11 protein-coding genes are annotated in these 13,557 nt (G+C 72.3%); 6 read left to right on the plus strand and 5 right to left on the minus strand.

What is annotated here, in order from left to right; translation table 11 throughout:
* The first annotated feature begins 57 nt into the window (after positions 1-57).
* Complete coding sequence (locus tag ABD340_RS16860) at positions 58-327, plus strand: DUF4031 domain-containing protein (RefSeq protein ID WP_344589911.1); 270 nt, start codon at positions 58-60, stop codon at positions 325-327.
* A gap of 26 nt (positions 328-353) precedes the next feature.
* Here ABD340_RS16860 and ABD340_RS16865 read toward each other — a convergent pair whose 3' ends face one another.
* Positions 354-986, minus strand: coding sequence for an HD domain-containing protein (locus tag ABD340_RS16865; protein ID WP_344589912.1), 633 nt, complete (start codon positions 984-986; stop codon positions 354-356).
* A gap of 124 nt (positions 987-1,110) precedes the next feature.
* On the opposite strand from ABD340_RS16865, the gene ABD340_RS16870 reads away from it, so the two are divergent.
* From ABD340_RS16870 to ABD340_RS16885, 4 genes are read left to right on the plus strand one after another with little or no spacing between them, the layout of a single operon-like run.
* Positions 1,111-2,307 carry an ATP-grasp domain-containing protein gene (locus ABD340_RS16870; RefSeq protein ID WP_344589913.1) on the plus strand — a complete coding sequence of 399 codons (1,197 nt, stop codon included), beginning with the start codon at positions 1,111-1,113 and terminating at the stop codon, positions 2,305-2,307.
* Positions 2,304-3,875, plus strand: coding sequence for an IucA/IucC family protein (locus ABD340_RS16875; protein WP_344589914.1), 1,572 nt, complete (start codon positions 2,304-2,306; stop codon positions 3,873-3,875). The genes ABD340_RS16870 and ABD340_RS16875 overlap by 4 nt, the downstream gene beginning before the upstream one ends.
* Positions 3,866-5,503: an IucA/IucC family protein gene (locus ABD340_RS16880; RefSeq protein WP_344589915.1), complete on the plus strand. Its 1,638-nt coding sequence runs from the start codon at positions 3,866-3,868 to the stop codon at positions 5,501-5,503. The genes ABD340_RS16875 and ABD340_RS16880 overlap by 10 nt, the downstream gene beginning before the upstream one ends.
* Positions 5,504-5,517: 14 nt before the next feature.
* Positions 5,518-6,654, plus strand: a complete 1,137-nt coding sequence (locus ABD340_RS16885; RefSeq protein WP_344589916.1) for a type III PLP-dependent enzyme — start codon at positions 5,518-5,520, stop codon at positions 6,652-6,654.
* Positions 6,655-6,676: 22 nt separating this feature from the next.
* Here ABD340_RS16885 and ABD340_RS16890 read toward each other — a convergent pair whose 3' ends face one another.
* Positions 6,677-7,153, minus strand: a complete 477-nt coding sequence (locus ABD340_RS16890; protein ID WP_344589917.1) for a hypothetical protein — start codon at positions 7,151-7,153, stop codon at positions 6,677-6,679.
* A gap of 207 nt (positions 7,154-7,360) precedes the next feature.
* Between ABD340_RS16890 and ABD340_RS16895 the strand changes: the two genes are divergently transcribed.
* The gene (locus tag ABD340_RS16895) at positions 7,361-8,938 is read left to right on the plus strand and encodes an AMP-binding protein (protein ID WP_344589918.1); all 1,578 of its coding nucleotides are present in this window, start codon (positions 7,361-7,363) and stop codon (positions 8,936-8,938) included.
* A gap of 6 nt (positions 8,939-8,944) precedes the next feature.
* Here ABD340_RS16895 and ABD340_RS16900 read toward each other — a convergent pair whose 3' ends face one another.
* The 3 genes from ABD340_RS16900 to ABD340_RS16910 all read right to left on the minus strand — a co-directional run bounded on the left by ABD340_RS16900 (position 8,945) and on the right by ABD340_RS16910 (position 13,555).
* Complete coding sequence (locus ABD340_RS16900) at positions 8,945-9,256, minus strand: hypothetical protein (protein WP_344589919.1); 312 nt, start codon at positions 9,254-9,256, stop codon at positions 8,945-8,947.
* 56 nt (positions 9,257-9,312) lie between these two features.
* Complete coding sequence (locus ABD340_RS16905; protein ID WP_344589920.1) at positions 9,313-10,104, minus strand: class I SAM-dependent methyltransferase; 792 nt, start codon at positions 10,102-10,104, stop codon at positions 9,313-9,315.
* Between the two features lie 76 nt (positions 10,105-10,180).
* A complete protein-coding gene (locus ABD340_RS16910; RefSeq protein ID WP_344589921.1) occupies positions 10,181-13,555 on the minus strand; it encodes an ATP-dependent helicase in 3,375 nt (1,124 codons plus the stop codon).
* Between the last annotated feature and the right edge of the window lie 2 nt (positions 13,556-13,557).

Below are 13,557 nucleotides of genomic sequence, written 5' to 3' on the forward strand. Positions count from 1 at the left end.
CGGAAGGCGTCGGCGCGGCATAGGACATGGGCAGGCGAACGAGCGTCGGGAGGGCCCGTGATCCTGATTGACCCGCCCCTGTGGCCCGCACGCGGGCGCGTGTGGTCGCACATGGTCAGCGACGAGTCGTTCCAGGAGTTGCACGCGTTCGCGGCCGACCTCGGGTTGCCCCCACGGGCGTTCGAGCGCGACCACTACGACGTGCCTTCCGAACTCTACGGCGCGGCGGTCACCCTTGGGGCGGAGGAGGTCGGCTGCCAGGAGCTCCTTAGCCGGCTGACCCGCGCCGGGCTGCGCCGCCGCAAGTTCGCGCGCGCTCAGGCGTGACCGGTGTGCCCCCCAGAGAAAACGACCTAGGAGGGTGGGACGGCCTTGAGCAGCATCAGCTCGGTCTCGATGTTGCGGCGGGCGCGTGCCTCGAAACGTTCACGGGCCAGAGGGGTGTGGAAGAGCGCGGGCAGCGCCAGCAGCCCGCCGAGCACCTCGGCGCGTCCCACCCGGAAGAGATCCTCTGGGACGAACGCGTACTCCTCCCGTACGGCGACGGCATAGGCGGCGTACCGTTCGGGCTCGGAGCCGAGGATCGCCAGGTCGGCGTCGCACAGCACTTGGCCGTTGCGGTCGTCCGCGGCGGGCGCGTGCGTCACGGTCAGCTCCACCAGCCGGACGACCTCGGCGACGACGTCCTCGGCCAGATCGGTGTCGGCGAGCATCCTGCCCGCCAGACGGGCGCTGCGCTCCTCGTTGTCGGCGCGCTCGGGCTCGTACACGGCGTCGTGGAACCAGGCGGCCAGCCGCACGGTGTCGGCGTCGCGTTCGGCGAGCAGGGCGTGCGCGGCCAGCTCGTCCACCAGGTCGAGGACGGCGGCCAGGTGCTCGCGCGTGTGGTAGCGGCGGTGCCCCTCGCCGTAGCGCGCGTCGAGTTCGGTCCCTATGCGGCGCGTCTGCGGGCCGGCCAGCGCGACCCAGCGATCGACCAGATCCATGGTGCCCATCCTGTCGGACGGGAGCGGGCGAGACACGCGCGGCGCCTTGCTTGCGCCGGGCATGCGGCACCGCCACTATGGTGCCTTCTTCGAGTTAGGCAAGCCTTACCTCACTATCCGGAAGGTGGCCGTGGGCGCCCCGCTCTCCGCGTCGCTGTCGCTCGTTCTCGTCGCCGGGAAGGTCACCGACTCGGTGACGTCCGGCTTCCTCCCCGCCGCCGCCCGGCTCTCGGCAATGGCGGGCACCGCGCCGGTCACGCTGCTCACCGACCGCCCGGCGGAGCACGCCGAGGTCTTCGACGGCCCGATCGTCGCCTGCGACGTGACCGACTACCGCGAGATCATCGCGCGGTGCGAGGACCTCGCGCCGGCCGCGTTCTTCTCCAACAGCGACTTCCTGCAGGCCCCCACGGCCCTCGCCGCCGCCTATCACGGCCTGCCCGGCAAGGACTGGAGGGCGGCCACCCGCGCCAAGAACAAAGCCCTCATGCGGCGCCATCTGGCAGGTGTCGACCCGGTCTTCTCGGCGGCGGCGGAGCGGGTGCCCGAGGACGCCCCGTACCCACTGGTCCTCAAGCCGCGCGAGGGGGTGGCCAGTGAGGACGTCTTTCTCGTGCAGGACGCCGCCGAACTGGCCATCCGTTGCGAGGAGATCCGGGCAAGGCGATCCGACCCCCTGGTCGTGGAGGAGTACCTGCCCGGCGAGCTGCACACCCTGGAGACCCTCGGGGACGGCCGCGAGCTGCGCGTCCTCGGCTCCTTCCACACCACGGTCTCACCGCCTCCGTATTTCATTGAGGAACGCCTCGCATGGGCGCCGCCGCCTCCCGAGACGGAACAGGTGCTCGCACAACTGGACGCGCTGGGGGTGGGCTTCGGCGCCTGCCATACGGAGTTCGTCGTGCACGAGGGGCGTGCACGGCTGATCGAGGTCAATTACCGGCTCATCGGCGACCACTGCGACTTCCTCATGGCCGACCTGCTCGGCGCGCCTCTCTTCGACTGGATCCTGCGCGTGCACATGGGCGAGCCCTTGCCGCCGTACGAACCTCCTGCCAACGACGCGGGGCGGACTGCCGTCGCCGAGGTCGTCCTTGCCGAACGGCCGGGTGTTCTAACGGCGGCTCCCGATGCCACGGAACTGACCGACGGTTCTGTGACTGTGTCGTACCGGCCGCAGCGCAAGGTCGGCGAACAGATAGCCCTCACCCGCACGAACCGCGACTACCTGGGAACGATCCGCGCCATCGGCCCATCGGAGGACAAGGTCGAAGCCACGTTGAAGCGCTTCCGTGCCGCATACTCCTGGACGATCCAGTGAACGAGGCCACGCTCGCGGCACGGGTGCTGGACGCGCTTGTCCGCGAGGACTACGCGGGCCTTCAGCGCTTCGTCAAAGGACAGTCGTTGGAACTCCCCCACGGGAGCCTGCGCCTCCTCGATGGCCGGTCCACCGAAGGGCTTCATTCCGGATTCCTGTCGACCCACAAGGTGGACCCTGCACAGCGTTTGAGGCTGGACGACGTCATCGCCTTGGTGCAGGAGCTAGCCGACCCCAGCGACGATGTAACGGCCTTCGCCCGCGAATGCCGGGAGACTCTCGCCACCGGACAGCTGCATCAGGCGGCCCAACCTGCCGTGCTGGAACGACTACGCCGCCTCCCGGACGGACTACGCCGCGGCCCTGGCACCTACTACGAGACGCTCGCCGCCTACACCGACCACCCCGTCCACCCGATGGGCCGTTGCCGCATAGGTCTGAAGCCGGAGGACCTGGAGCGCTACGCGCCCGAGTTCGCGCCGACTTTCCAGATGCGGTGGGCGGCCGTCCCCAAGGAGCAAGTAACGGAGGCGGGGACCCGGCCCGACTGGTGGCCGGACGACGACCTCTTCCCGGTGCACCCCCTGGCCGTTCCACATCTCAAGGACGTGCAACTCGCCCCAGAGCCGTACCTGTCGGTCGCGCCAACACTCTCGATGCGCAGCATGGCAGTGGCGACGGACACGCTCACCCACCTGAAGGTGCCGTTGCCCACCAGCACGCTGGGGCTGCGCAACCGGCGGACGATCGTCCCACGCACCCTGCCGGACGGCGCCTTGGCCGAACGCCTGCTCCACCGCGTCCTGGAGGAAGAGCCGCACCTGCCCGTACTCCTGGCCGATGAACAGACCTACGGGCACGCGGGCTCACCCATGCTCGCCTACCTGGTGCGCCGTTTCCCGCCCGAGACGGCGCACGCGCACGTCGTCCCGGTGGCGGCCCTGCTCGCCACCGAGCCCGGCGGCGGGCTCGTCATCGAACGGTGGGACGTGCCCACCCTCTTCGGCGCCTACCTGGACGCCCTGCTGTCCTGGAACGTGACCCTGTTCCGGCGCGGCATCGCGCTGGAGGCCCACCAACAGAACGTGTCCCTTGTCCTGGACGACGCCCTGCCCAGCAACGGCTTACGCAGCGATTCCTTACCCAACGGCGGTCTCAAGCTGCTCGTCAAGGACTACGACGGGACTCTCGTACTCGGGGAGGGACGGCCCGGCGAGGGCACGTTCGCCGATCCCCGCATGGTGACACGCGACCCGGAGGCACTGGCCAGGGTCTTCGTCACCATCACGCTCCACCTGTGCGCCGCCGCGCCGGCCTTCGGGCTGGCCGAGCGGGGCCTGCTGCCGCTGCGGGCCGGCCTGGCGATGATCCGCGAACGGCTCGACGCGGCACTCGGCCCTGAGGACGCCTTCCTCCGGGCCCGCACCCTGGACGCCGGCACCCTGCCGACCAAGGCGATGGTCACCGCCGGAACCCTCGTCGACAAGGCCCGCACCGGCTCCGCCGACATCAACAAGCACTACGGCCCGCCGGGGCCCAACTACCTTCGGGACGACACGTGTTGCTGACACGACCGGCTCTCACCGCCGACGACGCCACCGCCACAGCGCTGCTCAACTGCCTCGTCAGGGAGGTGTGCGCGCCCGAGCAGCAGGTGTGGGCCGACGGCGGGCACCTCGTGATGCGGCTGCCCCGCGTCGGGGTCACGCTGCGCACCGGCCTGGCCAGGCCGCCGGTCGGACCCACCTACCGGTTGGCTCCCCCGTTCGAGGAACGCCGGACCGCCTCCTGGATCGCGACCGGCTGGGAGCGCCTGGCCGATCTCGTGGCGGGCGAGCTGGAGCTGGTCACCGGCCAGGCGAACCCGGAGTTCCTCACACAGGTGCGGGACAGCCGTGCGACGTTGGGAGCGCTACTGGCCGCGCGTGGCGACGTGGGTGAGGGCGCACGTGAGGAACTCCAAGGGGCGCAGGGTGCGGTGTCCTGTTACCTGGAGTCGGAGCAGTCGCTGCTGTCCGGGCATCGTTTCCATCCCTCGCCCAAGGCGCGGCAGGGCAGCCCCGCACAATGGCTGCCGTACGCACCGGAGGCCAGGGCGCGTTTCCTCCCTCGTTGGCTCGCCGTACGGGAAGAGCTCCTGATCGAGGAAGGGGATCCTGCCGCGTTCGCGCGCCTGGACGAGCTGGGCCCGGCCGTCCCGCCCGGCCATCGCCTTCTGCCCGCCCACCCGTGGCAGCTCACGCTCCTGGCCAACCGTCCCGTCCTGCGCAAGGCCTTCGCCGAAGGGCTGCTGCACGACCTCGGGTCCGCCGCCCCCGAGGTGGCACCCACATCATCCGTCCGGACGGCCTACGTGCCCGCCGCCGATGTGTTCTGCAAGTTCAGCCTGGACATCCGCATAACCAACTGCGTCCGTAAGAACGCCTGGTACGAGCTGACCGGCGCGGTGGCCCTGAACGACATCATCCAGCCCATCTTCGCCTCGCTGGAAGGCTGCACGTTCCTGGCCGAACCCGCGTACCGCAGCGTCGCCTTGGCCGACCGGAGGCTGCATGAGGGACTCGGTGTGATCCTGCGCCAAGGAGTGGGCGGCCTCAACGGCACCCCCCTCCTCTCAGCCGCCTTGGCCGACCCCTACGGCAGCACCCTCTCCCGTCTCCCGGCCTTGGCCACCCCAGAGGGCGCGCTCGCCTGGTGGGACGCCTACGTGCAGCACGTCGCACGTCCCGCGCTGCGCGCTTACCTGGAACACGGGGTCATCCTTGAGGCCCACCTACAGAACGTGCTGGTCGCGGTGGACGACGAGGGAATGCCGGTACAGACGGCCTTCCGCGACCTGGAAGGGACCAAGCTCACCCCCGCCTGGCACGACCGCCTCGCGGCTCTCCCACCCCGCGTACGCGAAGCCATCACCTACGACTCGGGACGCGCCTGGAACCGTGTCGTGTACTGCCTCCTGGTCAACCACCTGACCGAGATAGCGGCGGCCGTGGCCGACCTCCACCCCGGCATCGACGAAGACCTCTGGCCCACGGCGCGGCCCCACTTCTCCTCCTGCGGCGACCATCCGCAACTGCGCGCCCTCCTGGCCGGTGTCCCCTTCCCCGCCAAGGCCAACCTGCGCGCGCGCTGGGCACGCACCGCCGATCGCACCGCGACCTACGTCCCCGTCCCCAACCCTTTCGCCGGACCATGAACCCGTTGAATCCGTTGAATCCGACCCCATCCAACCTCACGCAGGGCCTCACCCGGCTCCCGGCCTACGTCTACGACCTGGATGGCCTGAGCGAGCATGCAGCGTCCATCAAGAGTGCTCTACGCCCTGAACTCTTCTACGCCGCCAAGGCCAACCCTGACGCGGCCATACTGCGCGCCCTGGCCCCTCATGTGGACGGCATCGAGGTGTCCTCCGGGGGCGAGCTGACGCACGTACGCGAGACCCTGCCCGGCGCACGCCTCGCCTTCGGCGGCCCCGGCAAGACGGACGAGGAGCTGGCCTTGGCTCTCGACCTCGGCGTGGAACGCATTCACGTGGAGAGTCCCAGCGAGCTGGCCCGTCTCGCTCAGATGGAACGGCCCGCCACCGTCCTTCTCCGGGCCAACCTCCCGCTCCGTACGGCCGGGGCGGCGCTTCAGATGAGCGGCCCCTTCGGCATGGACGAGGAAGCGCTCAACACATGCGCGCACACCATCGCCGGCACACCACATCTCACCCTTAGAGGCGTCCACGCCCACCTGGCCTCCGGCCTGAACGCCCCCGCAATGCTCGATCTGGCACGGCACATCATCGATTGGGCCCTTCCCTGGCTGGAGGCGCACGGCGTTGAAGACCCAGAAATCAACCTGGGCGGCGGCATGGCCGTGGACTACCGCTCCCCCGAGTCCCGCTTCGACTGGGAGTCGTACACCAGCGGTCTCCCCGACCGCCCGGCCAAGCTTCGCATCGAACCCGGCCGCGCCCTGACCGCCTACCACGGCTGGTACGTCACCGACGTCCTCGATGTGAAGACCACCCACGGCGAGACCTACGTCGTCCTAAGAGGAGGCACGCACCACCTGCGCACGCCCGTGACCAAGGGCCACGACCAGCCCTTCACCGTCCTCACGGCCGAACGCGGTGAGGAGCGGCCCGCCACTCTGGTCGGGCAGCTCTGCACGCCGAAGGACGTGTTCGCCCGCGACGTCCCGGTCCCGCCCCTGCGCCCCGGGGACCTCATCGCCTTCGGCATGGCCGGCGCCTACGCGTGGAACATCTCGCACCACGATTTCCTGATGCACCCCAAACCCGAGTTCCATTACCTCGACCGGTCCGGTCACGTCGCCATGGACGATGATCGTCCGGTATGACGCGGTGGTTCACCCGGCCTGACTAGTCGTCGAGGGCGGCGATGAAGCGTTCGGCCTCGTCCCGGGTCATCCCGGTCTCCACCTGGACGGCCAGGAGCGCCGAGCCGGGGTCGTTCGCCGCGCGGTACGCCCTGACCCGGGCGGTCAGCGGCTGCCGGGCGCGCCCGGCCTGCAGGACGGAGACGTAGCGCTTGGCGTCGCGGCGGTCCAGGGATGTGTGGCGCCGCACTTCGCGGACCGCCCCGGCCGGTTCACCGTCGCCGAGCAGTTCCAGCGCCCGCCGCTCGACCTCCAGCGGGACGCCGCGCGCGATCACCTCGCCCTTGAGGTCTTCCACGCACGCGCGGGCCTGCTTGAGGTCGAGGCCGGTGGCGTCGACGACGGCCTTGACGGCGAGCAGCACCTTGCCGGCGGCGACATGTTCGAGCGCCCGCACCCGCGCCTCGGGCGGCAGCAGCCCGAGCGGCGGAAGGTCATCGGCCGGTTCGGCTTTGCCCACAGACTCCCCCAAAGGCGGCGAAAACCAGCAGCCTAGCGCTCCGCGATGATCCGTCCACTGGGCGTGCGCCTGCGCGCCGTCCGCGATCATCGGGGCCGCCCGCTGAGGACGCCGACCACATATCGGAGAGGAGTATGGGTATGGCGTGAGCCGTCCCCGGCGTCCCGTGAAGGAGAAGGTGTCGTGCCGCTCGACCGGATACGAACGATGGCGAGCCTGGGAGCGCGCGCGACGAAGGCGATGTGGGACGTGGGGGCGCTCCGTCCGGTCCGTCCCGACCGGGCCGTCCGGCTGCCGCTCCCGTACTTCCGGTACGGGCCGGTGCCCGCCACCGTCGAGGCGATGGCGGCGCTGCGCTTCCCCCGCCGGACGGCGCTCATCGACGAGCGCGGCACGCTGACGCACGCCGAGTTGGACCGGCGCGCCGCGGGCCTGGCCGCCGCCCTGCGCGCCCGCCTCTCCCGGCCCGGCGAGCGGGTCGGGGTGCTGTGCCGCAACCATCGGGGGTTCGTGGAGGCGGTGCTGGCCGCGTCCCGGCTCGGCAACGACGTGGTGCTGCTCAACACCGACTTCTCCGGGGCGCAGCTGGGCGAGGTCGCCCGGCGCGAGGGCGTGGGCCTGCTGATCCACGACGCGGAGTTCGACCCCGTCGTGGACGAGGCCGGCCTCGGCGGGCCGCGGATCCACGCCTGGCACGACGGGACGGGCGCGCACGAGACGATCGACGACCTCGCGGGCACGGCGCCCCTGCGGCCGCGGCCGGAACGTCCCAGCCGGGTCATCGTGATGACGTCGGGCACGACCGGGACGCCCAAGGGCGCCCGGCACGACCTGTCGCTCGGGTCGCTGCTGCCCGTCGCGCTCAGCCACATGGTCCGGGTGCCGGTGCGGTCGGGCGCCCCGATCGTGGTCGCGCCGCCGCTGTTCCACGTGCTCGGGTTCGCCTACATGTCGGTCGCGCTGGGCACGGGTATGCCGCTGGTGCTGTTCCGCCGGTTCGACCCGAAACAGATCCTGGACGCGATCGAGGAGCACGGGGCGGAGACGCTGGTCGCCGTTCCGGTCATGCTGCGGCGGCTTCTGGACGTCCCGGACGGCCCGCGGCCCGCGTCGCTGCGCGTGGTGGTGTGCGGCGGCTCGGCCCTGCACCCGCACCTGTCGGAGGCGTTCATGGACGCGTTCGGCGAGGTCGTCCACAACGTGTACGGGGCGACGGAGACCGGCTGGGCGACCATCGCCACGCCCCGGGACGCCCGCGAGGCCCCCGGGACGGTCGGCCGCCCGTCGTTCCGGATCACCGTCCGGATCCTGGACGGGGACGGGAACGAGCTGCCCGCCGGGGAGGTCGGGGAGATCCACACCGGCGGCGGGCTGCGGTTCGCCGGGTACACCGGGGGCGGCGGCAAGCGGGTGCGGGACGGCCTGACCGGCAGCGGCGACCTCGGCCACTTCGACGCGGCCGGCCGGCTGTTCGTCGACGGCCGGGCCGACGACATGATCGTGTCGGGCGGCGAGAACGTGTTCCCGGCCGAGGTGGAGGACCTGCTCGGCGGCCATCCCGGGGTCGCCGAGGTCGCGGTCACCGGGGTGGACGACGAGCGGTGGGGGCAGCGGCTGGCCGCTTACGTGGTGCGGGCGCCGGGCGCGACCGTGACCGGGGACGACCTCAAGGACCTGGTGAAGCGGCGGCTGGCCCGCTACAAGGCGCCCCGCGACGTGCACTTCGTGGACGAGCTGCCGCGCACCGGCACCGGCAAGATCCGCACCCGCGCCCTGCCCACCTGACGCCGGTCAGGCCGCGCCGGCGCGGCCCTTGGCCGCCATGCAGATCCGGGCCAGGTCGTTCAGCGCGTCCACGCGCCGCTCGTCCAGCGGCCGGTCGTCGCCCGGGCCGGCCTCCGCCAGCGTGTCGATGACCAGCGAGAACACCGGCCATTCCGCGGGGCCGATGGCGCCGCGGAAGTCGACCTCGCCGGACTCGACCTCGTCGAGGTCGAGGTTGCGGGCGAAGGTGGCCAGGGCCGCCTCGGCCGCGACCACCCCGATCCGCATCGCCAGCGCGGCCGGCTCCCGGCCGGTCACCGCACGCACACTGGAACTCATGTTCGACAACATAGAACACATGAGCGACACCAGTCGCACGTTCTATCGAAAATCCCTCAGGCCGCGTTGGCGTGCAGGTAGAGGTAGGAGTGGGTGAAGTGCAGCTCGCCGTCCACCATGCCGGGGCGCATGCCGGTGGGGTCGCCGCCCGCCAGCTCGTCCTCCAGTTCCTTGCGGATCTGGGCCGCGGCGTCGGGCTCGGTGTGCGCCAGCGCCAGCCACGGCTCCAGCGGCCGGACGAGCTCGAACCGGTCGACCCGCCGCACCTCGGCGCCGGTCGCGGCGACCAGCTCGGTGATCCGCTCCTCGGTGAGCAGGGCGCCGTGCGAGGGGTCGCGGAGCCGCTCGACGCGGTCGGGGTCGCCGGCCAGGCCGTCCGGGCGGATCAGGTCGGCGACGATCAGCGCGGCGCCGGGCCGGCTGACCCGCGCCATCTCCTCGACCACCGCCTTCGGGTCGGCCACCTGGTGCAGCGAGAACCGCGTCACGACCAGCGTGAACGACCGGTCGGCGTAGGTCAGCCCGGCGGCGTCGCCGCGGGTGAAGGTGACGTTGGTGACGCCGTCGCGGTCGGCTTCGCGCTTGCCCTGCGCCAGCATGGCGGGGGTGAGGTCGAGCGCGGTCACGTGCCGCACCCGCCCGGCGATCGCGCGCGAGACCAGCCCGGTCCCGGCCGCGACCTCCAGCACGACGTCCTCCAGGTCCAGTTCCGGCTCCATGAATTCCACCAGCCGGCCGAGATGCCGGGTGAACGCGGTGTTCAACCGCGGATCCCCGAATGCCTCCGCCTGCTTGGAGAACTCCCGTACGACCTTCTCGTCGTGCGCCACCACCACTAGTGCCTCCACTCACCCGCGGGGTTTGTTGCGCGCATCATCTCCGAAACCACGCACGGTGAACAGGGGGCGGTTCGCGATCATCCGATCACACCGCGGGGACGGCCTCCAGCAGAGCGGTGAGCCCGGCGGCGTCGAGCAGGTCGGTGGGCCGGACGGTCACGTTGGCGCGCACGTAGTGGAAGGCGGCGCTGACCTGGTCGACCGGGACGCCCACCAGCTCGGCCCAGGCCAGCCGGTAGGCGGCCAGCTGCACGGAAGCGAAGCGGGCGTCGTCGCCGGACGGCGGGCGCCCGGTCTTCCAGTCGACGACCTCGTAGCGGCCCTCGCGGTCGCGGAAGACGGCGTCCATGCGGCCCCGCACCAGCCGGTCCCCGATGATCGTCTCGAACGGGACCTCGATGTCGAGCGGTTCGCGGGCGGCCCATTCCGACTGCTCGAAGCTGTCGCGCAGCGCGCCCAGGTCGGAGTCGTCGGCGGCGCCCTCGTCGGCGGCACCGGGCAGCTCGTCGGGGTCGAGCAGGCGCTGCTGCCCCCAGCGGCCCTCCAGCCAGGCGTGGAAGGCGGTGCCGCGGCGCGCGTACGGGGCGGGCGGGCGCGGCATCGGGCGGCGGATCTGGCGGGCCAGGGCGGCCGGGTCGCGGGCGAGCGAGACCAGCGAGGACACCGACAGGTGCGCGGGCAGCTCGACGAGCGCGCCGTCGCCGCCGCGGCCGCGGTCGCGCTCGGCCAGCAGCAGCTCGACGTCCCGCGCCCAGGCGCTCATGCGGGCCCGGTCGGCGGCGCCGAGCCCGTCGGTGCCGGCCCAGGGACGGGGGCGGCCGAGCATGGCGTCCTCGACCATCCGGGCGGCCTCGACGATCGCCTCGTACCGTTCGCGGGACGCGGCGTCGCCCTGCGCGGAGCCGTGCTCGGGCGGCCAGCTGGAGGTCTCCGGCTCGGCGAGGAGCGGGTTGGCGGTGCCCTCCTCGGGCGGGTCGGCCCAGATGGCGACCGAGCCCGCCCCGGCGAGGCACACTTGGCGGACCTCGTCCAGGAACGGCGACGGCCCGAGCGGGCGGCCGGACGCGCCCCACCAGTACCCGGTGGCGATGAGCAGGCTGGACGCACGGGTGACGGCCACGTACGCCAGGCGGCGTTCCTCGCGCAGGTCGCGTTCGGCGCACGCGGCGTCGAACGCGGTCAGGTCGTCCTTCTCCAGTCCGCGCAGCGTGGGCAGGTCGGCGCGGTCGCCGCGGAGCATGAACGGCAGCACGCGCGGGTTGGCGGTCCAGCGGGTGGCGTTCTGCGGCGGCGACGGGAAGATCGACCCTTTGGCGGGCCCGCCGCTCTTCTGCGCCGTGTACGCCAGGCCGGGGACGATCACGACGGGCCATTCCAGGCCCTTGGAGGCGTGCACGGTGAGGAGCTTGACGCTGTTGGTCTCGCCGACCCGGCCGGCCTCGAGCCCGAACTCCTCGCTCTCGGCGGCCTTGAGGTAGGCCAGGAACGCGCCGAGCGTCGGGTCCTCGGCGTCGCCCGCGAACCTGGCGGCGGCGTCGATGAAGGCGTCCAGGTCGGCGCGGGCGGTGACCGGGTCGAGGCCGGAGCGGGCGGCGACCTCGATGTCGAGGCCGAGGGTGCGCTCGACCTCGTTGACCAGGTCGGGCAGGGGCAGGCCGACCTGGCCGCGCAGGTGGCGCAGCTCGTCGCGGAGCCGGCGCAGCCTGCCGAAGCCCTCCGGGGAGAACGCGTCGGGCGGGCCGAGGTCGTCGAGCGCGTCGACGAGGCTGCCGGTCTCCTGGTTGAGCTCGCCGACCAGCTGCCGCAGCGGGTCGTCGGCGAGCCCCTCCCCTTCACCATCCGGGGCGGGCTCGTCGGCCGCCTCGCCGGGACGGGGCTCAGGCGGGGTGACGTCGCGGGCGGCCTCCTGCGCGAGGGCACGGCCGCGGCGGCCGAGGGCGACCAGGTCGCGCGGGCCGAGCCGCCACCGCGGGCCGGTCAGCAGCCGGGCCAGGGACGCGCCCGCGGTCGGGTCGTGCATGACGCGGAGCGTGGCGACGACGTCCTGCACCTCGGGGACGGTCAGCAGCCCGCCCAGCCCGACCACCTCGACCGGGATGCCGCGGGTCTCCAGGGCCCGCCGGACCAGCGGGAACTGGGAGCGCTTGCGGGCCAGGATCGCGATGTCGCCGTACTGGAGCGGCTCCGCCCCGGTCCACGGGCCGCCGTCCGGGGCGGTCGCCGGGTCGCCCGCCAGAAGCTGCGCGATGCGGGCGGCGATCCGGTCGGCCTCGTCCTCGACGGTCTCGAACAGCGCGCACTCGACGCGCCCGCGCTCCTCCCGCCCCGCCCCCGGCACGAGCCGCGGCACCGCCGTAGTCTCCGCGCGCAGCTCCTCCTGGACCTTGGCGGCGACGTCGAGGATCCGTTCGCCGTTGCGGAAGCTGCGGCTGAGCTGCACCACCGGCGCCGCGTCGGGACGGCGCCCCGCGATCGCGGGCTGCAGCGGGAAGTCGTAGGCGAAGCGCAGCAGGTTGCCCGCGCTCGCGCCGCGCCAGCCGTAGATGGACTGGCACGGGTCGCCCACCGCCGTGACCGGGTGTCCCCCGGCGAACAGCGACTTGAGCAGGACGAGCTGCGCCTGGCTGGTGTCCTGGTACTCGTCGAGCAGCACGACCGAGAAGCGGGACCGCTCGATCATCCCGACCTCGGGATGCTTGTGGGCGATCCGCGCGGACAGGGCCATCTGGTCGCCGTGGTCGATGACCTCCCGGTCGGACTTGGCCCGGTGGTACGCCTCGATCAGCGGCATCAGCTGCTCGCGCACCGAATGCTTGGCCAGGATGTCCTTCTGCGCCTTCAGGGGCTTCTTCAGCGCGGCGAGCCGCTCGTCCAGCCAGGCCCCGACCTTCCGGACGTCGTCGCCGGTGCGCAGGTGCTCCGACAGGTCGCCGGACAGTTCCATCACGGCCTTGGTGACGGTGTCCGGTTGCCAGTCGATCTTGTCCATGGGGCCGTCGTAGGCGTCCACGGTCCGCGAGCAGATCTGCCACGCCACCGCCGGGGAGATCAGCCGCATGGTCGGCTCCAGGGCCTCGCGCAGCGCGTGGTCGCCGAACAGCCGGGCCGCGTAGGAGTGGTACGTCGACACCATCGGCTCGCCGTCGAACAGCGACTCCCCGCCGATCCGGGCCAGCTCGTCGGCGGGCAGCACCTCGCGCAGTCGGTCGAGCCGCTTGCGGACGCGCGCCCCCAGCTCCGCCGCCGCCTTGCGGGTGAAGGTCAGGCCGAGGACGCGCTCGGGCCGCACGAACCCGTTGGCGACCAGCCACACCACCCGGGCCGCCATCGTCTCGCTCTTGCCCGACCCGGCGCCCGCGATGACCGCCATCGGCGCCAGCGGCGCCTCGATCACCCGGGCCTGCTCGCCGGTCGGCTCGGGGATCTCCAGCAGCCGGGCCAGCTCCGCCGGAGTGATCACCC

Origin of the sequence: Actinomadura vinacea, from assembly GCF_039532545.1 — a bacterium.
Taxonomy (GTDB): domain Bacteria; phylum Actinomycetota; class Actinomycetes; order Streptosporangiales; family Streptosporangiaceae; genus Spirillospora; species Spirillospora vinacea.

Bases quoted from the DNA above. Each gene is read 5' to 3' on its own strand.
- ABD340_RS16895 (WP_344589918.1), top strand. From the start codon at position 7,361: ATGGCGAGCCTGGGAGCGCGCGCGACGAAGGCGATGTGGGACGTGGGG.
- ABD340_RS16865 (WP_344589912.1), bottom strand. From the start codon at position 986: ATGGATCTGGTCGATCGCTGGGTCGCGCTGGCCGGCCCGCAGACGCGC.
- ABD340_RS16900 (WP_344589919.1), bottom strand. From the start codon at position 9,256: ATGAGTTCCAGTGTGCGTGCGGTGACCGGCCGGGAGCCGGCCGCGCTG.